At 58.0% G+C, this 24,026-nt stretch carries 30 protein-coding genes; 18 read left to right on the top strand and 12 right to left on the bottom strand.

The genetic code is table 11. The features are described 5' to 3' along the window. Positions 1 to 6 precede the first annotated feature (6 nt). Together GA0004734_RS24125 and GA0004734_RS24120 are read left to right on the top strand one after the other, a co-directional pair. The gene (locus GA0004734_RS24125) at positions 7 to 618 is read left to right on the top strand and encodes a DsbE family thiol:disulfide interchange protein (protein ID WP_175386678.1); all 612 of its coding nucleotides are present in this window, start codon (positions 7 to 9) and stop codon (positions 616 to 618) included. After that, the gene (locus GA0004734_RS24120) at positions 615 to 1,178 is read left to right on the top strand and encodes a TlpA family protein disulfide reductase (protein WP_092938548.1); all 564 of its coding nucleotides are present in this window, start codon (positions 615 to 617) and stop codon (positions 1,176 to 1,178) included. Before GA0004734_RS24125 ends, GA0004734_RS24120 begins: the two co-directional genes overlap by 4 nt. 241 nt (positions 1,179 to 1,419) lie before the next feature. Here GA0004734_RS24120 and GA0004734_RS26755 read toward each other — a convergent pair whose 3' ends face one another. Continuing rightward, the gene (locus GA0004734_RS26755) at positions 1,420 to 1,545 is read right to left on the bottom strand and encodes a hypothetical protein (RefSeq protein ID WP_280949530.1); all 126 of its coding nucleotides are present in this window, start codon (positions 1,543 to 1,545) and stop codon (positions 1,420 to 1,422) included. Here GA0004734_RS26755 and GA0004734_RS24110 point away from each other — a divergent pair. From GA0004734_RS24110 to GA0004734_RS26610, 4 genes are all read left to right on the top strand, one after another. After that, positions 1,544 to 2,233 (top strand): SCO family protein, encoded by a 690-nt coding sequence (locus GA0004734_RS24110; RefSeq protein WP_092938546.1) that lies wholly within the window; start codon positions 1,544 to 1,546, stop codon positions 2,231 to 2,233. The two genes, GA0004734_RS26755 and GA0004734_RS24110, sit on opposite strands and share 2 nt — an antisense overlap. Continuing rightward, positions 2,233 to 3,108: a DsbA family protein gene (locus GA0004734_RS24105; RefSeq protein ID WP_092938544.1), complete on the top strand. Its 876-nt coding sequence runs from the start codon at positions 2,233 to 2,235 to the stop codon at positions 3,106 to 3,108. Before GA0004734_RS24110 ends, GA0004734_RS24105 begins: the two co-directional genes overlap by 1 nt. Positions 3,109 to 3,115: 7 nt before the next feature. After that, complete coding sequence (locus GA0004734_RS24100; RefSeq protein ID WP_092938542.1) at positions 3,116 to 3,850, top strand: cytochrome c biogenesis CcdA family protein; 735 nt, start codon at positions 3,116 to 3,118, stop codon at positions 3,848 to 3,850. A gap of 69 nt (positions 3,851 to 3,919) precedes the next feature. Beyond that, complete coding sequence (locus GA0004734_RS26610) at positions 3,920 to 4,132, top strand: GDCCVxC domain-containing (seleno)protein (RefSeq protein ID WP_092938540.1); 213 nt, start codon at positions 3,920 to 3,922, stop codon at positions 4,130 to 4,132. A gap of 364 nt (positions 4,133 to 4,496) precedes the next feature. On the opposite strand, the gene GA0004734_RS24090 is transcribed toward GA0004734_RS26610, so the two are convergent. The 5 genes from GA0004734_RS24090 to GA0004734_RS24070 form a co-directional block, all read right to left on the bottom strand. Beyond that, positions 4,497 to 4,859 (bottom strand): hypothetical protein, encoded by a 363-nt coding sequence (locus tag GA0004734_RS24090; RefSeq protein ID WP_092938538.1) that lies wholly within the window; start codon positions 4,857 to 4,859, stop codon positions 4,497 to 4,499. 11 nt (positions 4,860 to 4,870) lie between these two features. Further along, entirely contained in the window at positions 4,871 to 5,491 is a 621-nt protein-coding gene (locus GA0004734_RS24085; RefSeq protein WP_092938537.1) for an SCO family protein, read from the bottom strand. Positions 5,492 to 5,495: 4 nt separating this feature from the next. Continuing rightward, a complete protein-coding gene (locus tag GA0004734_RS24080) occupies positions 5,496 to 5,957 on the bottom strand; it encodes a copper chaperone PCu(A)C (RefSeq protein ID WP_245292629.1) in 462 nt (153 codons plus the stop codon). A 66-nt stretch (positions 5,958 to 6,023) separates the two neighbouring features. Further along, positions 6,024 to 7,214 carry a ZIP family metal transporter gene (locus GA0004734_RS24075; protein WP_092938533.1) on the bottom strand — a complete coding sequence of 397 codons (1,191 nt, stop codon included), beginning with the start codon at positions 7,212 to 7,214 and terminating at the stop codon, positions 6,024 to 6,026. Beyond that, positions 7,211 to 8,356, bottom strand: coding sequence for a multicopper oxidase domain-containing protein (locus tag GA0004734_RS24070; protein ID WP_092938531.1), 1,146 nt, complete (start codon positions 8,354 to 8,356; stop codon positions 7,211 to 7,213). Before GA0004734_RS24070 ends, GA0004734_RS24075 begins: the two co-directional genes overlap by 4 nt. Positions 8,357 to 8,544: 188 nt before the next feature. On the opposite strand from GA0004734_RS24070, the gene mntR reads away from it, so the two are divergent. The 9 genes from mntR to lspA all read left to right on the top strand — a co-directional run bounded on the left by mntR (position 8,545) and on the right by lspA (position 15,076). Then, complete coding sequence (gene mntR / locus GA0004734_RS24065) at positions 8,545 to 9,009, top strand: manganese-binding transcriptional regulator MntR (protein WP_092938529.1); 465 nt, start codon at positions 8,545 to 8,547, stop codon at positions 9,007 to 9,009. A gap of 180 nt (positions 9,010 to 9,189) precedes the next feature. Continuing rightward, positions 9,190 to 9,924, top strand: coding sequence for a hypothetical protein (locus GA0004734_RS24060; RefSeq protein ID WP_092938527.1), 735 nt, complete (start codon positions 9,190 to 9,192; stop codon positions 9,922 to 9,924). A gap of 97 nt (positions 9,925 to 10,021) precedes the next feature. After that, positions 10,022 to 11,119: a flavin-containing monooxygenase gene (locus GA0004734_RS24055; protein ID WP_092938525.1), complete on the top strand. Its 1,098-nt coding sequence runs from the start codon at positions 10,022 to 10,024 to the stop codon at positions 11,117 to 11,119. A 254-nt stretch (positions 11,120 to 11,373) separates the two neighbouring features. Next, positions 11,374 to 11,850: a hypothetical protein gene (locus GA0004734_RS26220; RefSeq protein ID WP_175386674.1), complete on the top strand. Its 477-nt coding sequence runs from the start codon at positions 11,374 to 11,376 to the stop codon at positions 11,848 to 11,850. An 81-nt stretch (positions 11,851 to 11,931) separates the two neighbouring features. Beyond that, complete coding sequence (locus GA0004734_RS24050; protein ID WP_139056341.1) at positions 11,932 to 12,390, top strand: hypothetical protein; 459 nt, start codon at positions 11,932 to 11,934, stop codon at positions 12,388 to 12,390. A 273-nt stretch (positions 12,391 to 12,663) separates the two neighbouring features. Then, the gene (locus tag GA0004734_RS24045; protein ID WP_139056340.1) at positions 12,664 to 13,062 is read left to right on the top strand and encodes a hypothetical protein; all 399 of its coding nucleotides are present in this window, start codon (positions 12,664 to 12,666) and stop codon (positions 13,060 to 13,062) included. After that, positions 13,046 to 13,612: a L,D-transpeptidase gene (locus GA0004734_RS24040; RefSeq protein ID WP_092938519.1), complete on the top strand. Its 567-nt coding sequence runs from the start codon at positions 13,046 to 13,048 to the stop codon at positions 13,610 to 13,612. The genes GA0004734_RS24045 and GA0004734_RS24040 overlap by 17 nt, the downstream gene beginning before the upstream one ends. Before the next feature lie 184 nt (positions 13,613 to 13,796). Next, on the top strand, positions 13,797 to 14,495 hold the full coding sequence (locus tag GA0004734_RS24035) for a L,D-transpeptidase (protein ID WP_092938517.1): 699 nt from the start codon (positions 13,797 to 13,799) through the stop codon (positions 14,493 to 14,495). Positions 14,496 to 14,587: 92 nt separating this feature from the next. Beyond that, positions 14,588 to 15,076: a signal peptidase II gene (lspA, locus tag GA0004734_RS24030; RefSeq protein ID WP_092938515.1), complete on the top strand. Its 489-nt coding sequence runs from the start codon at positions 14,588 to 14,590 to the stop codon at positions 15,074 to 15,076. A 482-nt stretch (positions 15,077 to 15,558) separates the two neighbouring features. Here lspA and GA0004734_RS24020 read toward each other — a convergent pair whose 3' ends face one another. From GA0004734_RS24020 to GA0004734_RS24010, 3 genes are all read right to left on the bottom strand, one after another. Then, a complete protein-coding gene (locus GA0004734_RS24020) occupies positions 15,559 to 16,218 on the bottom strand; it encodes a DsbA family protein (protein ID WP_210173776.1) in 660 nt (219 codons plus the stop codon). Further along, positions 16,215 to 16,658, bottom strand: a complete 444-nt coding sequence (locus GA0004734_RS24015; RefSeq protein WP_092938513.1) for a disulfide bond formation protein B — start codon at positions 16,656 to 16,658, stop codon at positions 16,215 to 16,217. Before GA0004734_RS24015 ends, GA0004734_RS24020 begins: the two co-directional genes overlap by 4 nt. A 114-nt stretch (positions 16,659 to 16,772) precedes the next feature. Beyond that, positions 16,773 to 17,693 (bottom strand): cation diffusion facilitator family transporter, encoded by a 921-nt coding sequence (locus tag GA0004734_RS24010; protein ID WP_092938511.1) that lies wholly within the window; start codon positions 17,691 to 17,693, stop codon positions 16,773 to 16,775. A gap of 227 nt (positions 17,694 to 17,920) precedes the next feature. Here GA0004734_RS24010 and GA0004734_RS24005 point away from each other — a divergent pair, with 227 nt between their 5' ends. Beyond that, on the top strand, positions 17,921 to 18,109 hold the full coding sequence (locus GA0004734_RS24005; protein ID WP_139056337.1) for a hypothetical protein: 189 nt from the start codon (positions 17,921 to 17,923) through the stop codon (positions 18,107 to 18,109). Positions 18,110 to 18,165: 56 nt separating this feature from the next. On the opposite strand, the gene GA0004734_RS24000 is transcribed toward GA0004734_RS24005, so the two are convergent. Then, complete coding sequence (locus tag GA0004734_RS24000; protein ID WP_092938507.1) at positions 18,166 to 18,582, bottom strand: MerR family transcriptional regulator; 417 nt, start codon at positions 18,580 to 18,582, stop codon at positions 18,166 to 18,168. 157 nt (positions 18,583 to 18,739) lie between these two features. Between GA0004734_RS24000 and istA the strand changes: the two genes are divergently transcribed. Together istA and istB are read left to right on the top strand one after the other, a co-directional pair. Then, positions 18,740 to 20,236, top strand: a complete 1,497-nt coding sequence (gene istA / locus GA0004734_RS23995; RefSeq protein WP_139056207.1) for an IS21 family transposase — start codon at positions 18,740 to 18,742, stop codon at positions 20,234 to 20,236. Further along, on the top strand, positions 20,233 to 20,991 hold the full coding sequence (gene istB, locus GA0004734_RS23990) for an IS21-like element helper ATPase IstB (RefSeq protein ID WP_092930036.1): 759 nt from the start codon (positions 20,233 to 20,235) through the stop codon (positions 20,989 to 20,991). Before istA ends, istB begins: the two co-directional genes overlap by 4 nt. A gap of 244 nt (positions 20,992 to 21,235) precedes the next feature. Here istB and GA0004734_RS23985 read toward each other — a convergent pair whose 3' ends face one another. Then, complete coding sequence (locus GA0004734_RS23985; protein ID WP_092938505.1) at positions 21,236 to 22,888, bottom strand: phosphoethanolamine transferase; 1,653 nt, start codon at positions 22,886 to 22,888, stop codon at positions 21,236 to 21,238. 414 nt (positions 22,889 to 23,302) lie between these two features. Continuing rightward, entirely contained in the window at positions 23,303 to 24,007 is a 705-nt protein-coding gene (locus tag GA0004734_RS23980; RefSeq protein ID WP_092938503.1) for a L,D-transpeptidase, read from the bottom strand. Positions 24,008 to 24,026: the final 19 nt, after the last annotated feature.

The following is a 24,026-nucleotide window of genomic DNA, read 5'->3' as shown; positions in this document are numbered from 1 at the left end:
ATCCCCATGACCCAAATTACAACGGACGATACATCGAGGACGGATAGCCTATCGGCAGCCGTCTCGCGCCGTCGGCTGCTTCTGGCATTACCGGCGGTAGGTTTTGCCGGACTTGCCGCCGTATTTGCCTGGAGCGTCAGCCGTGATCCAAGCCAGCTTCCATCGGCATTGATCGGTAAGACCGTACCGGCTTTCGATCTGCCGCCGGTCGCGGGCCGGACCCTCGGCGTGGCGAGCAAGGATCTCTACGGCGAAGTCTCCCTGGTCAATGTCTTTGCTTCCTGGTGCGTCGCCTGCCGCGGCGAGCATCCTTTGTTCATGCGTCTCGCCGAGCGCAGGACAGTGCCGATCCATGGGCTGAACTACAAGGACCGGCCACAGGATGCGGCGCAATGGCTGAACACGCTCGGCGATCCCTACACCCGCACCGGGGCCGACCGGGATGGCCGCGTCGCCATCGACTGGGGTGTCTACGGCGTGCCCGAGACCTTTGTGGTTGGCGCTGACGGGCGCATCGCCCACAAGCACATCGGGCCTGTGACCGAACAGGCGCTGCGCGAGACGATCCTGCCGCTTGTCGAGCGACTGCGTCAGCAGGCGAAGGGAGGCACCTCATGAGGCGGCTCCTCTTCACCATCCTGGCGGTCTTTGTCATTGCGGGGCAGGGGTTCGCCAGCCCGGCGCAGAATTTCGTGCTGCATGATACGCCGATGCCCCTGCCGGAGCTTCAGTTCACCGATGGCGAAGGAAAGCCGCGCTCGCTCGCGAATTTCCGTGGCAAGGTCGTGTTGCTCAACGTCTGGGCGACCTGGTGCCTGCCGTGCCGGAAGGAGATGCCGACGCTCGATCGGTTGCAGGCAGCGCTTGGCGGGGACAATTTCGAGGTTGTCGCGCTGTCGATCGATCGTGGTGGAGCAGACGCCGTGAAGACGTTCTACACCGAGATCGGCATTCAGCATCTCGCTATCCACGTCGATAGCTCCAGCCAGGTCGGCTTTGCGCTGGCAACGGCGGGACTGCCGACAACATTGCTGATCGATACCGACGGGCGCGAGCTTGGACGTCTGATCGGCCCCGCCGAGTGGGACGCGCCGGACATGGTCGCTTTCCTCAAATCGGTCATCGCACAGGAACGGGATCGCTTGGCGGCCCCTCCAGATAAGGAAAAATCGCTATGAAGACACCTAACTCAGCCGAAGTGCACCCTGGTGCGCGGTCGCAACCGCTGACCGACAGGCTCCCTTCTTGGTTGCCTGGTCGGCAGGGGCTCATCGTACTGGGAGCCCTCGTGCTCGGCCTCGGTGCGGCGTTCAACTGGACCTGGCTGGTTGCGGCCGGCATCGCGCCGCTGCTGCTGAGCATACTTCCCTGCGTTGCCATGTGTGCTTTGGGACTGTGCATGAACCGCATGACTGGCGCTCACAACAGGACATCGTCGACCATCTCCTCGGAAACCGAGGCGGCCGCCGGTTCGCTGGAGACGCCAAGGTCGTGCTGTTCGTCCGAGCAGAGTGCGACAACCACTGCTCTTCGGAGGTGACCCATGCGTGTCCTGCGGTTGGCGATGCTTGTGATCGCCATGATGATGGCCTCGATCGCAGCAGTTCTGGCGCACTCGCTCGAAGAGGTCGATCAGAATCTCCGCGACAGAGAGAAGTATTTCCAGGCCGTCGACAGCGAAGCGCCGGGATTCACATTGCAGGACGCGGGAGGCCGCACCGTCAGCCTCTCCGACCTGCGCGGCAAGGTTGTCGTGCTGAATTTCGTTTATACGAACTGCCCGGACGTCTGTCCGCTGCATGCCGAGCGGATTGCTGAACTGCAGACGATGATCAACCAGACGCCGATGAAGGTGATGGTCGAGTTCGTCACCATCACGACGGACCCGAAGCGCGACAGGGGGCCGGTCCTCCGCGACTATGGCGAGGCGCACGGTCTTGATCCCGTGAACTGGGAGTTCCTGACGGTCGCAACGGACCAGCCCGAGGACAGCACCCGCAAGGTCGCTGAGGCCTATGGACTCAAGTTCACCGAGGGCGAAGAGGGCATGCAGATGCACGGGATCGTCACCCATGTCATCGATCAGTACGGCCGACTTCGCGCCCGCTTTCACGGCTTGCAGTTCGAGCCGGTCAATCTGGTGGTCTTCGTCAACGCGCTCACCAACCGGACGCAGAAGCCCCACGGGCATCAGCAACCAAGTTTCTGGGACAAGCTCAAAGGATCATTCTGATGAAACCCGACGTGCCCAACAATCCGACATCCGGCTCGTTCGGGGTTCCCGACGCTGCGCATGCACACGGGGATGCGGCCGATGCCGCGCGGCTGCCCCAGTCCCCAAAGCCGGCCCGAAGCCTGAAACCCTGGGTGTTCGGTTCCTTCGCTCTTGCCGGGCTCTCGGCCGTTCTTTCGGCCCTGGCGCTGCTGTTTGCTGCAGGCGTCCTTGCGCCCCTTGGCGATGCCACCAATCTCGAACGCCAGCTACGCTCGTATCTCCTCGCCAATCCTGAGGTCATCGTCGAATCCGTGAACGGCATGGACGCCCGCCAGCAGGCCGCAGAAGAGAACGAACTGACCGTCGTTCTCGCGCAACGCCACGACGAAGTCTTCAACGATCCAAGCTCGCCGGTCGGAACCAATGCGAACGGCGATGCCATTCTCGTCGAATTCTTCGACTACAACTGCCCGTACTGCCGCAGCGCGACGCCGATACTGGACAAACTTGAACAAGACGACAAGGGACTGCGCCTCGTCTTCAAGGAATACCCCATCCTCGGCCCCGGCTCGGTCTTCGCTGCCCGCGCCGCGCTCGCAAGCCAGAAGCAGGGCAAATATCTTGCCTTCCACAAGGCCATGATGACTTACCGGGGTCGGATTACCGAGACGTCCAGTCTTGAAATCGCAAGTGAGGTCGGGCTCGACACGGAGCGGCTGAAGAAGGATATGCAAGACCCGGCGATCGACGAGACCATCAAGCGCAATGTCGCACTCGCGCAAGCGCTGCGCATCTCGGGCACGCCGACCTTCGTCGCAGGCAAGGAAATTCTGCGGGGTCTCGCCGACGCCAGCGCGATGAAGCGGCTGATCGCATCGGCACGTGGGAGTTAAAATATCAATGTCGGCGGTCTCCAATATCGGTTTGATAACCGCCTTTTCGGCGGGGCTGATCTCGTTCCTGTCACCCTGCGTGCTACCGCTCGTGCCGGGCTATATCTCATATGTTTCGGGCAATGCGCTCGGTCGAAAGGGTGATGCAGGTGCCGGCCGCGTGGCGACGCTGCTGCTTAGCCTCTGCTTCGTGCTCGGCTTTTCCACCGTGTTCGTGGCGCTGGGCGCGACTGCGACGGCCTTCAGCAGGCTGCTTCTGTTCTATCGATATGAGGGAACACTGATTGGCGGCGCGATCGTCGTCTTGCTCGGCGTGTTTATGACCGGCCTCATCCGCGTGCCGTGGTTCGAACGCGACGTGCGCTTCCATGGCAGCATTCGCGGCGGCCGACCGCTCGGAGCGTTCCTGCTGGGACTTGCCTTCGGCTTCGGCTGGACCCCGTGCATCGGCCCGGTGCTTGGCGCGATCCTGACCGTCAGTGCCTTGTCGTCGACGGCGTCGGCGGGCATTGTCCTCCTGGCAATCTATTCGATCGGCCTGGGCGTTCCGTTCCTGCTGTCAGCGGCCTTTGCCGACCGCCTCATGCAGCGCCTGAAAACCATGCGTCGGCTGGGGCGAACACTGCAGGTCGGGGCGGGCGGCGTGATGGTGGCGATGGGGATTGCCATGATCACCGGCACGATGTCGGCGTTCTCCTTCTGGCTCCTGGAGAACATGCCGGTGCTCGCCCGCATCGGCTGAGGCGAAACGATGATGTCGAGAGTTCGGAAAATTCCTTCCGGTGCGCGAGGCGCAGAAAGTGATACGGCGATGAATGCTGTCGTTCTCGAATCCGCTCTAACCTGCCCACATTGCGGCTTCGCCAAGCTGGAAACCATGCCCACGGACGCCTGCCAGTTCTTCTATGAGTGTTCGAACTGCAAGACGCTGCTGCGCCCCAATCCTGGGGACTGCTGCGTGTTTTGCTCGTTCGGCTCGGTGAAGTGCCCGCCGATCCAGCAGCAGCGCGGATGCTGCGGGTAGGATTGATCGGGTTCTCCGAATTGATGCCCGGTTTGGGGAACCATGGAAAGGTCAAGCCCGATGGCGGGCGGGCCTGTTGTTGCACAGTTCAGATGCTTCAGGCAGTGACGGTAAGGCCTTGACCCACGGAAGGTCGTCATAGCCAGCGGCGAACCTGACCCCGGCCCGCTCGGTAATCGTCCCCCATCTCGCCTGCAAGCACTCGTTCCTCGACGCGGACCTGGAGACGAACGGCAACGAGCAGCCCGATTGTGATCAGAAGCTGAAGGATGGTTGGGAATACGAGGAGCAACCCGACGAATAGCAGACCCTGTCCGACGAGACTGGATTGCGGGATATTTTGAAGGGACCGGTATCGACGATTTCACCGAGTTGGCCCAACGCCGCACCGATCCGCCATATAGTTCTGGGCGTAGAGCGCGAACGCCGCGCCGGCCAGCATCATCGCGAGGCCGATGAGGTCTATCGTCTGGCCGAAGATGAAATCGGAACGTTCCAGGATATTGGCTTCCGACGTGCCGGCCAACCAAGTGGAAAGCAGTGGACAGGCTGCACCGAGGATGAATGCCGCACGGAACAGGAGGGCCGGAAGCCCCTGGCGCTCGCTACCTTTGCCGAAAAGCCAGACCGACTGGCCGTTCCGGCGGCTGGTCATCGCCGTGAGCACGAGAAATGCAATGATGTAAAACCATGTCAAGGCGATTGCGGCAAAATCGGTGGTGGCCATCGCGGTTTCCTTCACTTCGCCGTCGCTGCCAGCATCGCAAGCTTCTTGATCTGCGTCTCTCTCGGTTCGTGCATGTCGAGCGTCCCCTGAAACGTGCCGTCGGCCTTCATCAGCCAGACGCCTGCCGTGTGATCCATCGTGTAGTTGCCTCCGTCGAGCGGGATTTTTTTGTAGTAGGCTGCAAACACTTTGGCCGTCTTCGCCGTCTGCTCCGGTGTGCCCCTCAACGCGATGATGCGGGGGTCGAAGGCGGTCATGTAGACCTTCAGCATTTCAGGGGTGTCGCGTTCCGGATCGACCGAGACCATGAGAGGCGTGATCTTGTCGGCAGATGGTCCCATCTCCTTGAAGAGAGCTGTCAGTTCGAACAGAGTGGTCGGGCAGACATCAGGGCAGTTCGTGAAGCCGAAGAACACGAGATAGGGCTTGCCCTCGACATTGGCTTGGGTGAACGGCTTTCCGTCGGTGGTCGATAGTTCGAATGGACCGCCAAACGCCGCCGTTCCCGTGTACTGCACAACGGAGGACGCAAGTCGGCCCGGCGGCCCGAATATTGCGGTCGCGACCAATGCCACCACAACGGCCGCAACGGCTGTCCAGGCGGCATAGCGGATGATCTTCAGGGCGTTCACGGAACTACTTTCCGTGCTTCGAATGATCTTCAGCCTTCGCCGGGACATCGCCCATGCCCTGGACCGCGAATTCGACATTGATCGTGCCGGCCTTCTCGAAGACCAGCGTGCCCGCGAATTTCTGACCTTCTGCGGGGCGCGCTGTCGGCGAGACGAACATGATGTGCGTACCACCTGGCTGCAGATCGACCGTTTGACCTGCGTTGATCACGAGGCCGTCCTTGAGCGGTCGCATCTTCGCCACGCCATCGACGAGCGTGGATTCGTGGACCTCGAACTTACCTGCGATCACGGAGCTCCCGCCGATCAGACGGTCGGGTTCGCTTCCTGTGTTGATGATCGTGACATATCCGCCGAGTACGGGAGCAACGGGCGGAGCGACCCGCGACCAGGGATGCTTCAGCTCGATTGTGCCCGACTTGAAGTCATGGGCGAAAGCTGGCTGTCCAAGGACTGTCGCGGTCAATAGCGCGAGGACGAAGCGGCTCCGTTGCGTGGTGTTGCATTCCTTTATGCGGACTTGTGGCAGGTGTCAGATTTTGACAAGCATGGCGGTGATGTACATGAAGGCGACACCTGCTGCCAAGCCGCCGAATGACGCAGGCGCCACCAGTGCCCTGATGCCCTGGCCGTTCGAGCGGCTCATGAGGCCGCAGACCTCGACGATGACCTGAGCGATCGCGCCGGCACCAACGGCAAGTGCGATGGCGGTCCACTGCGGCGCGTAGGCGAGGCTGCCCGCCCATATCCCGATCACCGCGGGTCCGCCTGCAAGCAGAGCCAGTCCGACAAACGACAGCAGGCTCGGCTTAACCTTGAGGATCGGAGCCGCGATCCCGATGCCCTCGGTGATGTTGTGCAGGGTGAAGCCAAGCACGAGGAACGTACCCAGACCCGCGCTACCCGCCGCAAATGCCGCGCCGATGGCCAGGCCTTCCCCGAAATTGTGCAAGCCTATGCCAAGTGCGATGAAGGTTGCGAGCGCCAGTCCCGTCGGGGTGCCGCGGCGGCGGCCGACAGCCATCAGGAGAAGGAAGCTGGCCGCCGCTGTCAGAGCGACCATGACACTACCCTGAAAGATCGGAGCCGACGCGTTTGCGAACTCAAGCGCCTCGACAACCGTATCGACCAGCAGGAAGGCAAGCAGCCCGACGGTCAAGGCGAGGAGAAACGTCATCGTTCCCTGGCCCGCGCCGCGTAGGGCCGGATAACACATCAGGCCGATCGCGACGGGCAGAATACCGACAAAGGCTCCGAGAATAGCCTGTGACCAGAGGCTGCCGAAGGTGGCCACGGGTGTCGGCACGGCGACGGCGATCTGATGGTCGAAAGTGGTCCCAGTGTTGGTCACAAAAGTCATATTATGCGTTTCGCCAAGCACCCAAGGGTAGGGGAGGCTGATCCAGGCCGTGTCGCCGCGGGCAATCGGACCTTGCGGCTCCTGGCTGAATTCCCAGTAGGCGGCATCGACCTGGACCTGCGCGACCGTCATCGGGTCCGATCCTCCGGCGCGGACAAGCAGTCGCACTCCGTCGTGATCGAGGATCGTGCGCTCGATCGTCAGATTCTCGACAGGGGGAGCGCCGTTGTTGAAGCCTTGCAGCGGGTTTGTCTGGAGCAACCAGACGATGGCAACCGCGAGAACCGCGACTGGCATCAGCAGCCAGAGATAACGAGACAAACCGGAGGCTGGAGCCGCAGCGTTGATCTTCTCGTGAATCATGACAGCGTCTCCTGAACGTCGAACATGCCCATCCAGCCAAGTTCGGTGAATTCCGATTGATGCGCGTGGAACATGTAAAGCCCCGGCTCGTGTTCCTCGAAGGTGAATTCGAGAATGCCCCGCTGGGCCTGGCACTGCACGATCAGATCGACCGTCTTCAGTGTCGGTGTCAGCGTCGTTCCCTGGTCGTAATAATCGAAGAAGTTGGCATGGAGATGAAACGAATTGATCGGATCGAATTCGACGATGTTGACGAGGTAGATGCGGACCGGCCGGCCCTTGACGACCTTGATCGGCTCCTTGGCGTAGCAATGCGCGATCGTGTTGCAGGCATAGAACTCGTTCTCGCCATCGAAATTGGTGTCGAAGGCGTTCATGACCATCGCCATTTCCTGCCATCGCGCATTTTCCGGAGAGCCGAGAAGCCGTGACTTGGCGACTTCGAGGTGATCGGGGTGACGGGCCGGATCGGGATCGATCACGAACAGGCCGTACATGCCCTTGTGGATGTGACGGGCAAGCGGCAGCGCATGGCAATGATAGAGATGGCAGCCGAAGGGCTTGGCGGTGAACTCGTAGACGAACTCCTGGCCGGGGCCGATGACGCCTGCGCCGGGCACACCGTCCATTCTCGCTGCATGAATACCGTGGAAGTGCAGTGAATGTGGGTGCGAACCATTGTTGATGAGCCTAATTCTCAAGCGCTCGCCTTCGGTCGCGCGAAGGGCGGGGCCGGGGACACGGCCGTTATAGGTCCAGGCCGGAAACATGACACCGGGCGCGATCTCGATTTCCTTTTCCTCGACGGTAATTTCGAAGCTGCGCAGCTTGCCCCCGTCCGGCAAGTCGCTCAATTCGCCCGTATACCAATCGGTGAGCATGCTCGTCGGATCGAAGCCATTGCGGGCGTTGTCGACCGTTCCGACGGTGATCATTGATCCGTGGGCAGCCCTGTGGGGCGGAATGGCCGCTGGGTCACTCGTGGTCGCAGTTCCCTTGCCCATGTCCATGCCTGCATGGCTGCCGGCACCGGCATCTTGGGCCGCGGTATTGCTGGCGTAGATGGCTGACGCCCCTAGCGCCGCAACCCCACCACCCAACAGCCTTCGTCTACTCAAGGCGGTCTGTGCCCACTTCAGCATTTTAGCGGAAACTCCAATTAGCAATTTAAATGAAATAGAGCATCATAACATGATTATAGCAAGAGCTATATTCCTGCCCGCGAACGGAAACGGCAAGAACTGCGCATCCGACGCAAATGATGATTGGAAATATAGCCGTTGCTATGTTATCGTGTGCGGAGGTTGAAATTTAACTAGGCGGAATTGAATTGAACGAAAAGAAGGGTCAGTCGCTCAAAATCGAGAGTTCTCTTGTCGCCGCCGATACCCAGACGGAGAGTTTCAGGCAGGCACGGCACAACCGCCGCAGCGAACTCGTGGAGGACTACGTCGAACTCATCGCCGACCTCTTGGCTGACGGGGGCGAGGCCCGGCAGGTGGACATTGCCCAGCGCCTCGGCGTCGCGCAGCCGACCGTCGCCAAGATGCTCAAACGCCTGATTGCGGAAGGATATATCCAGCAGCGCCCGTACAGGGGTGTCTTTCTCACGGACACAGGGAAGATACTGGCGCGCGTCAGCCGCGAGCGGCACCAGATCGTCGAGTCGTTCCTCTGCTCGATCGGCGTCTGCGTCGAGACGGCGCGGATCGACGCTGAGGGCATCGAGCATCACGTGAGTCCGGAAACGCTGGATGCCCTGAGGAAATTTACTCCTTCGCCGGGATCCCATTAGTTAAGTGGTGCAAGGAGCACTGAAAATCTGCTCCGTGTTTAACGAGCGGGCGAGGTACGAGTGCGACCGCATGCCGCGGATTAGGTTAATGCCTCGTCGTTGTGTTTAAATATTTTGAAAGCCCGTCAAACTAACCTCCTGCGCTGTCCGGTATTGTTCGGTCACAAGGAGAGTTAGTGTATGCCCGCGGCCAAGCCAAATGCGGATACGACGAAAACACTTGCGAAGAAAACCTGGAGGTTTCGTAAGCTTACCCTTGTTCTTGCAGGCGCCGTCCTCTTTTCGGGCACGTCCGCTTCGCTTGCCGTCTACCTCAAACCCGAGCTTGTTTTTCGCAACGCTGAGGCTGTTTCGGTTTCGGGTGTTGCCTGCACCGTCGTGCGCACGATAAAAGCGAGGAGAAACGGTCAGAGGTGGATCCGACAGCATATAAAGGTGGCTACGACGGATGAGGCGAGCCGAATAGCAACCGGACTGAGGATCGTTGGGCTTCTGTCGAAGAAGGAGAAGGCCGATCTGTACCAGATCGTAGTGATGGACGCCGCCGCGCCAGGAGAACGGGCGGCCGTCAGAGGCGGCGTGAAAGGGGTTGACGTATTATTTGCACCTGATCCAATGAAATTTGATGGCTTTGGCACATCATTCCAAGTTACCTATAGGGAAGGCGCCGCCAACACGGTCGGCGTCTACAATGGACAGCTCCGCTCACTCTCGATGGAGCAAATCAAGACGGTCATGATGTCGATTTCGGAGCCGTTCCCGTGCGTCGACCCGGAAATGTCCGTGTCCGCAACTTCCGTCGAGGAAACAGAAACGGCGAAGGCTTCGATTGATGGCGAGGAAGCATCACCTGAAAAAAGCGCGGTGGAAGAGATTGCAGAAAAGCAATCCACCTCCACACCAGCGGAAGATTGAACAAGTCTACCGTCACATAGCCGCCAGCCGGGCAGATATTCTCTCGACCCTCTAGCTGCTAGAACAGCTAAACTCTATCTGAGGGGAAACTAGGTGGATGCTGATAACTAGAGCGCGAGGCAGCGAAAATGATAAAAAAAAGCGGTTTGTGCTTGTCATAGGCGGCGGTCAGTCAGGACTAGCTGCTGGCTACTATTTGAAGCAGGCTGGCATTCCCTATCTGATACTGGAAAAAAACGCTCGAGTTGGCGATACCTGGCGAAGTCGATATACCTCTCTGACACTGTTTACGCCCCGGTCTCTTAGCATGTTGCCTGGGCTCATGCCTGCTGGCAATCGCGAAAGCTATCCGACACGGAATGAATTCGCGGACTATCTTGAACGGTATGCATCCACGCATGGGCTGTCTATCAAGACTTCAACGAAACTCATACGATTGACGCTGAACGCCGCCGGACAATTTGAAGCAGATCTTGGCACCGGCGAACGGCTTTACCCAGTAAGCGTCGTCGGCACGACGGGGGGCTTTCAAACCGTGTTCGTGCCTCATTTTTCTTCGATTGATCCGGATATCCAACAGCTGACGGCGACCACCTACCGCGATCCCTCGCAGATTGTCCCCGGTCGAACGCTCGTCGTCGGCGATGGAGCTTCCGGCCGTGACATCGCTACGGAGCTTTCCGCAACCCACAAAGTATTGCTCGCAACTGGAAAGCCAAGAAAACTCATCCCAGAGTTCTTCCTCCGCAAGAACGTATGGTGGTGGCTTTCAATACTTGGTGTTCTTTCCGCGAGAACAGACTCTTGGCTTGGAAAGCGAATGAGAACGGCTGACCCGTTTCCGGACCGCGACAGAAGCCTCCCGTCCCTGCAGACGCGGGGTGTCGAAATCATGCCTCGCCTTGTCTCCATCACTGGGCGTAAAGCAGGCTTTGAAGGCGGGCAGGCGATTGATATCGATTCTATAATATGGGCCATCGGTTATCGAGACGATATCACTTGGCTTCAAGTGCCAGGCACCACGTCCGCCGGTGGCGAATTCCTGCACGATCAGGGTATCTCGCCGATCCCTGGTATCTACTACGTGGGACGCCCCTGGCAACGAAACCGAGCATCGGCTCTAATTTCAGGTGCTGGTCCCGATGCAAAAGAAATTGTGCAAGCGATTGTACGCCGACACAAGGAACTGGGGTGAGGGCCGACGGATTTACCATGAATATATGCGTGAATCGGTGCTGGTTTGAAAGGCTGCCACGTTGGCTCGCAATGCTAATCGTGGAAATCTTGGCGTCCGGTTATTTGAGCAGCTGTCGTTGAGACCGAATCCGTCTCGCAAGAGCGTCGGCGACCATCAACTTGAAATTTGTTCGTGGTAAAGGCGTGCCGAAATTACCTGCGTAAAAGCCGCGGCTGAGCCACAATTCCAACGTAGGTGACAATTTTCAACGCATGGAAACTGAGATGCGCCTTTGCCTTCCGCTATTTCTACTCTTTGCCGCAACTTCGAACGCAAATGCTCAGGACATTGAAGTCGGCAGGGGGGAGGCGGTCATTATCGAGCACGCGGAAATTGTCCGCGAACCTGGTTTCGACCTGGTTTATCTCGCAATCTGGAATGGAAGCGGTACTCCGAGAGTTATCTCAAAAATTTCGGCCTCTGGATACACTGATATCCGATTTGCTCGAATCAAGTCAGAGGAGACCTCATATCAAAGCGTAGCCGCAGCGGTGCTTACGATCCCGAGCCGTTCGGAAATTGTAATGACCCCCAGCACTGTATTCCTCTCTATGGTTCCAAGAGAAAAATATCTCCTACCTGTCGACATAATGATCGAATTTCAGACTGGGGATACAATATCCGCGACCGCAACCGAGAAACCCTCGTCGTCAGACCTTGTCCATCACGACCATGGGGTGCCTGAGTGATGCCGGGCATGAGGGCGATCTAGCTGACTTTCCCGCGACTTCCAAGTCAACAGAGCCTCTGCGCCAACCGCAAGACCCAATATGACGGATGTCGTCACGCCCCAGATCGCTTCCATTTGTGAGTGGCCGCCGATCCAGCATACGCCTCGAAACGAGACTGACAACAATGTGAAACCGAGGACTGAGAAGCCAAGAAATAACGCGGCTAATCGAATGATCCTGTTCATCTTCGCCCACCTTCCTTTCGCCAAGGTAAGGCTCAAGCAGATACAAACCAACCGCAGCCACGATCAACTTGATGTGTCCAGAGCAGCGGCGAAAATTCCGACATTTCACCCAATACGGCACTTGCATCTAAAGTTGCTAGAGGCTTTACCATGGCGCGATTCGGAGATCCCCATGAACAGGGGTCGCTCCTACGGTGACAGCATCTTGGCGATGATGAAAAACAACTACGGGCAGGACGAGCAGTCGTGGGTCATGGTTGTTGAAGAAATTCGGACGGGAGCTTCGGAAACGGGGAGCCACCGACTATTGTGACACGAAGCAGAAGTAAGAATATCAACGGACCCTGTGGCGTGAGCCTGAAAACTGTAAAAACCATCAATACGTACACGGTCGTGAAGTCGAACCATCGCTCCGATTGGCATTCAACTGCCGTTCAGCCGGCTGGCGTGCGAATTCGTGCCTTACTTGAAAAGAAGTGTCAAAGATCTCGGCCCGTGCGAAAACAAAACCTTGTGGCGAAAAGCTGATGCCAGATCTTACCGTGTGTGAATGGAATCAGCACGGTCTCGCGCTTGGGGTTGAGCAGTGACAATTTCAAACCGGTGGACCGCAATATTTCGCTGCGTATTACTCTTCACCCTGGTCATCCAGGGAGTGCTGCATAGCGATATCGCGTCGGCGGGCTATCAGAGATCAGATTTCCTCACAAGTGTTGAAACCAAGCTGGCAATTTCCTTGCAACCAGCTGACACCGCCGATCAACGATCCTTTCTGACATCGGAGCACTGCCATCAGCAGGTTCTTGAAATTGAGCAGAGTGAAAGTTGTCCGGTCGAAATTGGCTTATCGAATGTCGTCGCACGGCAAGAGCGATATGCGAGAGAGTTTCTCGGCAATGTTATTCCACGCCCTCCCAAAATATTGGTCGCGACCTATTCCGACTTCGACCATTTTGGGAAACTTTTAGATGATAAAACGACGTGACGCGTTTCTCGGTATCGTAGCCTCTCTCGCTCTTGGGAAAGATGCAGCGGCATCGAGCAAGAAGAACGGAGTGTTTGCACTCGATCCTGTCTATTTGCCGCAGGTCGTGGGTATATCTACCGAATACCCTGCCGGAACCCTCCTTGTTGATCCAGCTAACCGCTTTCTTTACTTGATTGAAAGCCTTTCCAAGGCCAGACGGTATGGCATTGGGGTCGGCAAGGCGGGCCTTGCTTTTACAGGGACGGCAGTGGTGGGGCGCAAGGCAAAATGGCCGAGTTGGCGTCCAACGCAAAACATGATCAAGCGGGCGCCTGAAAAATACGCAAAATATGCGGACGGTCTTCCAGGTGGCCCTCTCAACCCGCTTGGCTCACGCGCCCTGTATTTGTATCGGGATGACCAGGATACCCTCTATCGCATTCACGGCACAACGGAGCCTTGGACCATCGGAAAGGCCGTATCGAACGGCTGTGTTCGCATGGTCAACGAGCACGTAGAAGACCTCTATGAACGCGTCCCAATAGGCGCGTTAGTCGTCGTGGTCTGAACAATGGTGCCATTCCCTGCCAAATCTGGAAATCACGGCTCCCTGCAGACATAAAACACGACCTTGCCGTTAGCCTTCAGAAGGCTGCGGTCGTTTAGGTTGTTGGAAAATTCTCGTGATTGCGCGCTTGATCGCGTTGCCAGGGAACGAACAGTATGAGGATGAAGTATTGACAGAACTTAATATGGGTCGACGCGCATTTGTTTTTGGCGCCGCCGGCATTGGCCTTGTCTCGGTCGCCGGTTGTACCACCTCAAACAATTCTGTAGAGATCTCGGCAGAGGCCCCGCCCTTGCCTCAGAACACCATATTTTCCGACATGTATGCGGCAAAGCCGGATGAGCAATTTCCGCTGCCTGCTATCCCATATCGCAAGATCAAGCCCCGATTTTATCGTCAGTTCGTTGACGATCCGACCGGTGAACGCCCGGGTACTTTGGTCGTCGATACGGCCAACCATTTCCTTTATCTCACCTATGAAAACGGCAAAGCGATGCGCTATGGCGTTGGTCTCGGACGTGCGGGGTTCGAATGGTCAGGCAGAGGGGTCATTCAATACAAGCGTGCATGGCCAAGGTGGACGCCACCGGATGAGATGATCGCACGACAGCCGGAACTTGAACCTTATAGCGCCTCGAATGGTGGCAAGCCACCGGGCTTGGACAATCCTCTCGGCGCGCGCGCTCTTTATATTTTCCAGGACGGGCAAGACACGCTTTATCGCATTCACGGGTCACCGGAATGGTCGAGCATTGGAAAATCCGTATCGTCAGGCTGTGTGCGAATGATCAATCAGGACGTCGTCGACCTTTTCAATCGGGTTCAAAACAAAACGCCGATTGTGGTAACCAGCCTGCCCGAACCCCTCATGCATTCTGCGTGACGGATGAGACGACGTGCCGTATTTCCAAAATATGGCACTCGGCTAAACTGCAGTTTCTCCCGATCACCACCCCAGTTAACCATAGTGGTTTTATGACAAGATTCAAACAGTTGACAGTGGCTTTTCTGGCTGGACTTTGCGTCTTGGCCACCGACCAAGTGGTAAAGCTTGTCGTCGTCGAATTCGTAATGCAGCCCCCGAGGGAGATCCCGGTCCTTCCGTTTCTCAACCTCATTTTGGCCTTCAACCGGGGTGTAAGCTTCGGAATGTTTGCAGATCAGTTGGCAGACATCCCTGGTATCCTTGGTGGCGTCAAGATTCTCATTGTGCTGGGTTTGCTTATATGGGCGTTTTTGAGCAAGACCGCCGCTGAGGCGGTCTCACTTGGATTGATTGCTGGCGGCGCGGCGGGCAACATCGTAGATCGGTTGCGCGACGGGGCGGTGACCGATTTCATAGATATGTATGCCGGAAGTTGGCACTGGCCGGCATTTAACTTTGCTGACGTTGCGATTTTCTGCGGCGCGGTCTTGCTTGTTTTGTCAACGCGGTCGTCGAAAACTGCAACGCCCTCTCGATAGAGACTTCAACGTGAAGGATGTTAAAGGCCGAGATGTTTAATACGCCTCACCAAAAGAATATTCTGGGTCCCGAGCCATTAAGTCGCTCCAGAAATCGGCAAAATCGCATCTTTTTGCTTGTGCTGTTGACGTTCGTTGTAGCTGTTTTCTCATTCAGCTTTGTCCACCTTGCGAAGGAGACAGGCCGTAGTGTACCCGTAGATGCACCTAGGCAACCAGAGCACCAAGGCAGTTAGCCTTGGACGAAGCTCTCCCATTGATTTGGATCTGTCGCTGATTGGCGCTTTGAGTAGTAAATCTCGGCCTCTACTTGGTGGTTTCCTCGGTGCCTTTAAGGCCATCGGTTGTTGCCTTTCATGACCCGGTAATCGGATGGGATTGACCGCCTTCGGCGGACGGTGCTCCTTGCTCCAGGCCAAGACTGTAAGCCGGGCATATTGGAGTGTGTTGGCTATCGTGCCGCAGCATCGACATCGAGCGGCTCAGGAGCCGGACTTCGCGGCCTGTATTTCGGTTTTGACCAAGTCGTAGAGTCCCTGCGGGCTGAACTCGGTGAGCGGCTTGCCGTTCACGAAGAAGGTCGGTGTCTGCTCGACGCGGTTGGCCTTCACGTCGGCAACGTCCTGGGCCAGCACGGCATCCACTTCGGGGGTGGTTGCGTCCTTGCGGGCGGGTTCAAGGTCCAGCCCCGCTCCGGCTGCGATCTGCCAAGCCTTTTCGATATCGGGCGCACCATGGACGGCCCATTCGGCCTGGTTGGCAAACAGGGCCTCGAGGACCGGCTGGAATTTTTGTTGCTTCCTGGCAGCTTCCAGAATCCTGACGACCTGGTCGGAGCCCTCGTGAAGGGGAGTGTAGCGCAACACGAGCCGCACGTCCTCGCCCGTTGCTTCCATGATCTGCTTCACGATCGGATAGAAAGCGCTGCACGCCTCGCATGAAGGATCGAAGAACTCGACGATCGTGACGGGTGCGGCCTCCGGCCCCATGACCGGAGAATGCGGCCTGACCAAGCTGTCGCCAGATGAGACTGCAACGGCCTGTGGTGCAGCGCCTTCCCTGCTGCTGTAGAGCATCGCAGCCCCTCCGAATACGACGATGGCAACGAATGCCGTGAGCATGACAAGGGCACGTTTGGTCAAGACTGGATTCTCCGACGGACGATGAGCAAGAGGGCGATGATGGCGGTGAAAGCCGCAAGGGAAAGAAGTGGAAGCGGAACTGTTCCAAGCAGCGTCATGGCGTCGCCCGAGCAGGACGGCCCTTGGCCGCAGGGCTTGATCGCAGTCGGCACAAGCTTGAAATAGACGAGGTTGTGGAACACCGCGATCAGCCAGCCGACGAGGGCGACAGGAATGGCATATCGCCACACGTAACCATCCGAACGGAAGCCCGCCACCGCAAGGATCACGACCAGCGGAAACATGAACGCGCGTTGGTGCCAACAGAGATCGCAAGGAAGCTGCCCCATGACTTCGCCGATGAAAAGCGCGCCGAGGGTCGCGACCAAGGCGACGATCCACGCGCCGAAAAGAGGCGCCCATGCGGTGTCCGGTGAGGGAGTTGTCAGTTTTTGCTCCATTCGGCGTCTTTCAAGCGGTGTCGAGTCACTGAGATGATGAACCCTCTACCAGATGCAAGGTCAAGAGCCTGCCTCACCATCGCAGCGCTGCGCGATCGGTGATGGTGAGGCAGCTCAAACGACATTCGTCGGCGCGAGCGAGCAATCCATCCCTCCGGACTCGACCTGCAGTGTCGCGTGGTGGATTCGGTAGCGCTCGAGCAATTCGGTGCGGGCGTCGACGAGAAACTGGTCACCAGATGTTCCATCCGGCACTACCAGGTGGGCCGTGAGCGCCGTCTCCGACGTGCTCATGGGCCAGATATGAAGGTCATGCACGTCCGAGACGCCAGGCAGGCCCGCCAGACAATCCCGAACGCCTGCGGCATCTATGCCCTCCGGAACAGCGTTCAACGACATCGCTACGCTGCCTTTCAACAGGCCCCAGGTGCTCCACAGGATCACCACGACGATGACCAGGCTCACTGCGGGATCGATCCACGCCCACCCCGTCTTGAGGATGAGAAGCCCCGCGACAACCACGCCAGCCGACACTGCGGCGTCGGCTGCCATATGCAGATATGCGCCGCGGATGTTCAGATCGCCCTTGCTGCCGGAGGAGAAGAGGTATGCCGTCATGCCGTTGATCAGGATGCCGATACCAGCCACGATCATGACGGTAAGGCCAGCGACGGGTGCGGGATCAGAGAAGCGGCCGATGGCCTCCCAGGCGATCGCTCCGACGGCCACCAGAAGCAGCATCGCGTTGGCGAGTGCGGCCAGGATGGAGGAAGCTCCCAGTCCATAGGTGTACTTTGGCGTCGGAAGGCGCTTTGCGAGCATCACCGCTATCCACGCCACTACGAGGCCAAGGACGTCGGAGAGGTTGTGGCCCGCATCCGCGAGCAGCGCCATGGAGTTCGCATACAGGCCGTACCCGGCTTCAACCACGACAAATATGGTGTTCAGAATGATGCCCACCGCGAAAGCCTTGCCGAAACTCGCCGGGGCGTGCGCGTGACCGGGGCCGCCGTTGTCATCATGCTGGTGGGTCATCGACCTCGTCCCTTTCGATCGCTCCGCATTCTGTCCAGATCAACATCCTCTTCCTACATCTCGCTCACGATACATCCTCTTGCAACTAGAGGAGCAAGTGTTGGATGGGCAGGTTCCCTGTCGCCAAACGCAGCAGCGCGCATCGACACTTCTACCATCGGGAAGAACGGGAACAAAGCAGGGGAGACCGCGTTTCTTGGTAGTCGATGAGCAGAAAGGAACACGCCATGACACAGGAAAAACCAGGACCTCATCACGATCATCCGGGGCATACTCCGGGCGATCTGGACGAGCATGGCCACCGCGACAAATCTGTCACGGAAAAGCCGGGTCCTCATCATGATCATCCTGGCCACCAGCCCGGCGATCTGGACGAGCACGGCCACCGCGACAAGAGCGCGCCGCCGAAACCGTGACCGCATCGTGGCGGGGGAACGAACGCTCCTCCGCCAAATTCTTAGGCCAATAACGATCAAGAATGGTCTGTCTCGCAGAGTTCGTGATTAGCCAGCGCCCTGATCACATAGCAATCCTTGACTTGCGTTCCGTGGCAGTGGCTCGTGATCCGCTCCAGTTCTGTTTCCAGCTTCCTCAGTTTTGCGATCTTGTCGCGCACCGCCACAAGCTGCGTCGCTGCGATCCGGTCCGCATCGGCGCACGGCCGCTCGGGATGCTGGCTGAGATCGATCAGTTCCCGGATCGCTTCGATCGTCAGCCCGAGTTCCCTGGCATGGCGGATGAAGGACAGGCGCTCCTGCTCGGGCCTGGAATATCGCCGCTGGTTTCCCTCCGAACGCTCCGAATGCGAAAGCAGCCCCATCTGCTCGTAGTAGCGAATCGTTGGTATCTTGACGCCTGTCGAGCGTGACAGATCACCAATGGTGAACATGAACGGCCTCCCAAAAAAGCTAAGGTGACTAGAGATGAGAGCGGCGGTGCAAAATTAGACCACGGTAGCGGCGGGATTGTCCCGCTTCGGGCGGCGTAAAAGTCGGCCACCTATTTCTCTTCTGCAATGAGCGCAGGAGGGCCTGGGGATCTATACCGTGGAATTATATCTGAAGGTTCGACTGGCTTGCTCGGAAGGCATGAGCCGGCGTCAGGCTGCAAAGCATTTCAACATATCGCGCGACAGCGTTTCCAAGATGCTGTCCTATTCGACGCCACCTGGCTATCAGCGACAATCACCGATCCGGCGGCCCAAGCTGGATGCGTTTGTCTCGACGATCGATCACTGGCTGGACGAAGACAGACAAGTGCCGCGCAAGCAGCGCCATACGGCCAAGCGGGTGTTTGACCGGCTTCGAGACGAATGCGGGTTCACTGGCGGCTATACGATCATCAAGGATTACATGCGCGAGCGGGATCAGCGCCGCCAGGAAGTGTTCGTGCCGCTGTCGCATCCGCCCGGCCATGCGCAGGCCGATTTCGGTGAGGCGATGGTGGTCATCGGCGGTGTCGAGCAGAAGGCGCATTTCTTCGTGCTCGACCTTCCGCACAGCGACGGCTGCTACGTGCGGGCCTATCCGGCGGCAGTGGCCGAGGCCTGGGTCGATGGCCATGTCCATGCGTTCGCTTTCTTCGGCGCCGTGCCGCAATCGATCGTCTACGACAACGACCGTTGCCTGGTGGCGAAGATTTTGCCTGACGGCACCCGCAAGCGCGCGACGTTGTTCAGCGGCTTCCTGTCCCACTACCTTATCCGGGATCGCTATGGCCGTCCCGGCAAGGGCAACGACAAGGGGAACGTCGAGGGTCTCGTCGGCTATGCCCGGCGCAACTTCATGGTACCGATCCCGCAGTTTGCGACATGGGAGGCGTTCAACACCTTTCTGGAGGAGCAGTGCCGGAAGCGCCAGCGCGACAGGCTGCGCGGCGAGAGCGAGACGATCGGCGAGCGCTTGCGGCGCGATCTGGCTGCCATGCGCGCCTTGCCAGCCTCGCCATTTGATGCCTGCGACCAGGCAAGTGCCAAGGTGACGGCGCAGTCGCTGGTGCGCTACAAGACCAACGACTATTCCGTCCCGGTCGCCTATGGCCATCAGGATGTGTGGGTGCGCGGCTATGTCAACGAAGTGGTCATTGGTGGCCGTGGCGAGATCATCGCCCGCCATCCTCGGTGCTGGGAACGGGAAGACGTCGTCTTCGATCCTGTCCATTACCTGCCGCTGATCGAGCAGAAGATCAATTCGCTGGATCAGGCAGCGCCCCTCCAGGGCTGGGACTTGCCGCAAGAGTTCGCTACGCTGCGCCGGTTGATGGAAGGCCGCATGGCCAAACACGGCCGGCGTGAGTACGTGCAGGTCCTCCGCCTGCTGGAGAGCTTCGAACTCGCCGATCTGCATGCGGCGGTGAAGCAGGCGATCCAGCTTGGCGCCATTGGCTTTGACGCCGTCAAGCATCTGATCCTGTGCCGGGTGGAACGCCGGCCGCCCAGACTGGACCTGTCCATCTACCCGTATTTGCCGAGGGCGACGGTCGAGACGACATCGGCGAAGGCGTATATGCGTCTCCTGTCGTCGGATGCGGGAGAAGTCGCATGAACACCCAAGCACCCGAGATCCTTCTCACCCATTATCTCAAAACCCTGAAGCTGCCGAGTTTCCAGCGCGAGTACCAGAAGCTGGCCCGGCTGTGCGCCACCGAAGGCGTCGATCATGTCGGATACCTCACCCGGCTTGCCGAGCGGGAGATGATCGAACGGGACCGTCGCAAGGTCGAGCGTCGCATCAAGGCGGCCAGGTTCCCGGTCGTCAAAAGCCTCGACAGTTTCGACTTCGCCGCCATCCCAAAGCTGAACAGGATGCAGGTGCTGGAACTGGCGCGCTGCGAATGGATCGAGCGCAGGGAGAACGTTATCGCTCTCGGCCCCAGCGGCACGGGCAAGACCCATGTGGCGCTCGGCCTCGGCCTGGCCGCCTGCCAGAAGGGCCTGTCCGTTGGGTTCACGACAGCGGCCGCACTGGTCAGCGAGATGATGGAGGCGCGCGACGAGCGGCGTCTCATCCGGTTCCAGAAGCAGATGGCCGCCTACCAGCTGTTGATCATCGATGAACTGGGCTTCGTGCCGCTGTCAAAGACCGGCGCGGAATTGCTGTTCGAGCTGATCTCGCAACGATACGAGCGAGGCGCGACCCTGATCACCAGCAACCTTCCTTTTGACGAATGGACGGAAACCTTGGGGTCCGAGCGCCTGACCGGCGCTTTGCTCGACCGCATCACCCATCACGTCAGCATCCTCGAGATGAACGGCGACAGCTATCGTCTCGCCCAAAGCCGCGCCCGAAAGGCCGGCTGACGCCCTTCGAAAATCGCAACGCGCGCATGAGACCCCCGCTCGGGCCTAAGCCCTCCCGGCGGTCTCATGCGCGCGCCACAAGTGGCCGACTTTTGCGCCGCCGCGTGGCAGGATTTTACTCCGCCGTTGACAATCGCGGTGCCTCAGCTATTTTAATACACGATGTTGACGACGTCATTATGCACGAGTCCTGTATCATCGCGCGCGCCCGGCAGGCGGTGGCAAGCCGGTGGATACGATGTTTCTAAGACGATTTGAGAAGCTTGCAGTCAGCAAAGACATCGAGAGACCGATCGTAGACGCTGGTATTGATGTTGAGCATGCTTAGGACGCTGTTAAAGAGATTGTCATGCGAGCGCGGTGACGTCCTATTGTTCATCAAGCACGCTTTGTCCACGCCCATCGACGCCTGAAACGGTCGATCCATCCACAAAACGAAAGGTATCTTTGTTTGGACATCTGGTGCAAGCATATATGGTGCACCATGGAGGTATAATCCTTGCTCGCCTAAAGACTCACCATGATCCGACATATATATCATGCCACCTTCGACGCGGTCTGAACTCGCTTTCAACCGTTCTATAATGCTCGAGAGAATGAAATCAGTATATAGGATCGTATTGTCGTATGTGTTTACGATTTCCTCAGGCTTGCAGTCTCCAAGCTCGGCGGTGCGGCAATCCGGAGTGAAACGCCTGAAAGCGTCGGGATAGCGCAAGAAATAGGCGGGGCCATGACTGCCCATCTGATGAAGGACCAGGACGCTGTCTTGTTTGACATCACGAAGCCAGGTTTCGAGTTTGTCCAGAAAAACGCCGTCCTGACACTCGCCCGTCTTGCAGTAGCGTGTGTCCTTGGATGCCGATAGATTGACGAAGGGTATTCTATCGGCAATTCCCTTGCTGCCCGTGCTGTTGTCCCACCATTCGACCTTAATGCCCGAATTCTCGATGACATCAACCAGTGTTTCGTTTTCGAGACCCTTTTTGTGTGTGTAGTCGACACGCTTGAACTTGGAGAACATGCAAGGTAAGGACGTCGCCGTCGCGGTGCCGCAGCTATAAGTTTCAGGGAAATAAATGATATCCTGTTTCGCCAGAAGCGGGTTCGTGTCACGTTGATAGCCACCCAGCGAGAAATTCTGGGCGCGGGCTGTTTCGCCCGCAACGATGACGGTTACGCGCGGTTTGCGGGAGCCATTAATCGGTGGAACGACCTTCGCGTCATGTCCGAGCGGTTGGGCAACTATTTTAGCTTCGGCCCGTACCTGGGTGAAAAGTTTTACCGCACTCACGAGAGGTGTCACCGGGTTCAAAGCCCTGGCGATATCTCGGTGCTCGCGGACGGCAGCAGTGTAGGTCGCGGAATAGGAGAATGCTGCGCCGGCGAAGACAAGCATGCACCCAATAACGACAGCGCAATTGCGAGCGATCTTCCCCAATATTGGCCGATGAACAACGCGAACCCAAAGAATAAGACCCGTTGGTAAAAATGCGAATAGGGCAAGATGCCCCACAAAGCCCCACGTAATGAGATGCTGTGCTTCGGCTGGTGTTGTCTGATACGCGTTGCGCATCATATCGCTATCGATAACCACACCGAACTGATCCACAAACCATGAAGCCGTAGCGGATGTCATCACGAGAAAAATGAAGAACGGCTTAATGACGTACTTGGCCGAGAAAATCGTTAACGCAGCGATGAACAAAGCGCTCATGGCTATGTAGAGCATGGCAATCGCCACAGGCTCCTGTGCCAGATACGCATTGATCTTCGACCAGAACGTCCTGTTGCTCGTGAACAGCAGAAAGAGCGCCACACATACGCTCAACATGACACTGCCCAGGTGCGGCCTGTAAAGAGGCAATTTTTTAAAGCCTGTTTTCTTAAACTTCATGTTCTAACCCATCCTGTTCCGAGTCTAACGACCGACGAGGGCTGAGGCGCTTGTTTCACATTTCACACATCCCATCTCGCAGTGTTCAGAACCGGCCACACTCTCTAGCCGCTAGAGCTGCAAATAAAAAATCTTGAGCGGTGGAGAACCGTGCAAATTGATCTGGCCACGAACAGGCCGTTTGCCTGTAGCATCGAAGCTTCTGGATAGCCGGAGTTTGCGTCCCATACGTTCATGATAAATCGACTAGGACGTTGGCGAGATTGAAAGACGGCCAGTGTGATACACCGATACAGAAATCCAGATAATCGGTGACTGCGCGTTAAAAAAGCGGTCGGCGATACTTCCCCTTCACCACGTTTTGCGCAGAAAGTTCCATCGTCAAAGGGTCGAATTGCGCTAGTCATCCGAACATTACTGCCTGACTACAATTTTCGCCTTGTATGGGACCCGGGCATAGAGATCGATAATGTCCTGGTTGATCAGGCGCACGCAGCCCGAAGACACAGCCTTGCCGATCGAGCGCCAGTCCTTGTTGCCGTGGAGTCGATAGAGCGTGTCCTGTCCGTTCTGAAAAATGTAGAGCGCACGCGCACCGAGCGGATTGTCGAGACCGCCGGCCATGCCGCCATTTTCGATGGAATATTGTTTGAGTTCGGGCTGGCGCGCGACCATCTCGTTCGGTGGTTTCCAGCGCGGCCAGGCTTGGCGCCAGTGAATGACGCCATCGCCCTGCCAGGCAAATCCGTCGCGGCCGATGCCCACGCCATAGCGCATCGCCGTGCCGCCCGGTTCAACGACATAGAGAAAACGTGAAGGCGTATCGACGATGACGGTTCCGGGCGCCTCTCCCGTCGGGTCGATGACCCGCTGGCGATAGAATGTCGGGTCGATCTGCTGATATGGCGTTGCCGGAATGAGAAACCCACCGTCCTGAAGTGGCCCGTACATAGCTTCAAGTTCAGCTGAGGTTGGCGGGCCGACGGGCCGCTTGACCACTACCGGTAAGGGGGCAATGCGGCCTTCGGGTGATGAGGTTGCGCAACCCGCCAGCGTTGCAACAGACGACGCGGCAACAATAAGAAAGCCGCGCCGTGACAGATTGGTTTCGAGCGTCATGGAGTGAGTGAATCCGCTT

The sequence above is a fragment of the Rhizobium sp. 9140 genome, from assembly GCF_900067135.1.
Lineage (GTDB): Bacteria > Pseudomonadota > Alphaproteobacteria > Rhizobiales > Rhizobiaceae > Ferranicluibacter.
The sequence above is the reverse complement of the archived record's forward strand: the minus strand, read 5'-3'. Positions and strand labels throughout refer to the sequence as shown.

Excerpts from the sequence above, each read along its gene's own strand:
- GA0004734_RS24125 (WP_175386678.1), top strand. The coding sequence starts at position 7 with ATGACCCAAATTACAACGGACGATACATCGAGGACGGATAGCCTATCG.
- GA0004734_RS26220 (WP_175386674.1), top strand. The coding sequence starts at position 11,374 with ATGGAAACTGAGATGCGCCTTTGCCTTCCGCTATTTCTACTCTTTGCC.
- GA0004734_RS26755 (WP_280949530.1), bottom strand. The coding sequence starts at position 1,545 with ATGGGTCACCTCCGAAGAGCAGTGGTTGTCGCACTCTGCTCGGACGAA.
- GA0004734_RS24100 (WP_092938542.1), top strand. The coding sequence starts at position 3,116 with ATGTCGGCGGTCTCCAATATCGGTTTGATAACCGCCTTTTCGGCGGGG.
- GA0004734_RS24005 (WP_139056337.1), top strand. The coding sequence starts at position 17,921 with ATGACACAGGAAAAACCAGGACCTCATCACGATCATCCGGGGCATACT.
- GA0004734_RS24040 (WP_092938519.1), top strand. The coding sequence starts at position 13,046 with ATGATAAAACGACGTGACGCGTTTCTCGGTATCGTAGCCTCTCTCGCT.
- GA0004734_RS24110 (WP_092938546.1), top strand. The coding sequence starts at position 1,544 with ATGCGTGTCCTGCGGTTGGCGATGCTTGTGATCGCCATGATGATGGCC.
- GA0004734_RS24090 (WP_092938538.1), bottom strand. The coding sequence starts at position 4,859 with ATGGCCACCACCGATTTTGCCGCAATCGCCTTGACATGGTTTTACATC.
- GA0004734_RS24075 (WP_092938533.1), bottom strand. The coding sequence starts at position 7,214 with ATGATTCACGAGAAGATCAACGCTGCGGCTCCAGCCTCCGGTTTGTCT.
- GA0004734_RS24120 (WP_092938548.1), top strand. The coding sequence starts at position 615 with ATGAGGCGGCTCCTCTTCACCATCCTGGCGGTCTTTGTCATTGCGGGG.
- GA0004734_RS26610 (WP_092938540.1), top strand. The coding sequence starts at position 3,920 with ATGAATGCTGTCGTTCTCGAATCCGCTCTAACCTGCCCACATTGCGGC.
- GA0004734_RS24010 (WP_092938511.1), bottom strand. The coding sequence starts at position 17,693 with ATGACCCACCAGCATGATGACAACGGCGGCCCCGGTCACGCGCACGCC.
- lspA (WP_092938515.1), top strand. The coding sequence starts at position 14,588 with ATGACAAGATTCAAACAGTTGACAGTGGCTTTTCTGGCTGGACTTTGC.
- GA0004734_RS24000 (WP_092938507.1), bottom strand. The coding sequence starts at position 18,582 with ATGTTCACCATTGGTGATCTGTCACGCTCGACAGGCGTCAAGATACCA.
- GA0004734_RS24015 (WP_092938513.1), bottom strand. The coding sequence starts at position 16,658 with ATGGAGCAAAAACTGACAACTCCCTCACCGGACACCGCATGGGCGCCT.
- GA0004734_RS24055 (WP_092938525.1), top strand. The coding sequence starts at position 10,022 with ATGCTGATAACTAGAGCGCGAGGCAGCGAAAATGATAAAAAAAAGCGG.
- GA0004734_RS24035 (WP_092938517.1), top strand. The coding sequence starts at position 13,797 with ATGGGTCGACGCGCATTTGTTTTTGGCGCCGCCGGCATTGGCCTTGTC.
- GA0004734_RS24050 (WP_139056341.1), top strand. The coding sequence starts at position 11,932 with ATGACGGATGTCGTCACGCCCCAGATCGCTTCCATTTGTGAGTGGCCG.
- GA0004734_RS23985 (WP_092938505.1), bottom strand. The coding sequence starts at position 22,888 with ATGAAGTTTAAGAAAACAGGCTTTAAAAAATTGCCTCTTTACAGGCCG.
- GA0004734_RS24105 (WP_092938544.1), top strand. The coding sequence starts at position 2,233 with ATGAAACCCGACGTGCCCAACAATCCGACATCCGGCTCGTTCGGGGTT.
- istB (WP_092930036.1), top strand. The coding sequence starts at position 20,233 with ATGAACACCCAAGCACCCGAGATCCTTCTCACCCATTATCTCAAAACC.
- GA0004734_RS24070 (WP_092938531.1), bottom strand. The coding sequence starts at position 8,356 with ATGCTGAAGTGGGCACAGACCGCCTTGAGTAGACGAAGGCTGTTGGGT.
- GA0004734_RS23980 (WP_092938503.1), bottom strand. The coding sequence starts at position 24,007 with ATGACGCTCGAAACCAATCTGTCACGGCGCGGCTTTCTTATTGTTGCC.
- GA0004734_RS24060 (WP_092938527.1), top strand. The coding sequence starts at position 9,190 with ATGCCCGCGGCCAAGCCAAATGCGGATACGACGAAAACACTTGCGAAG.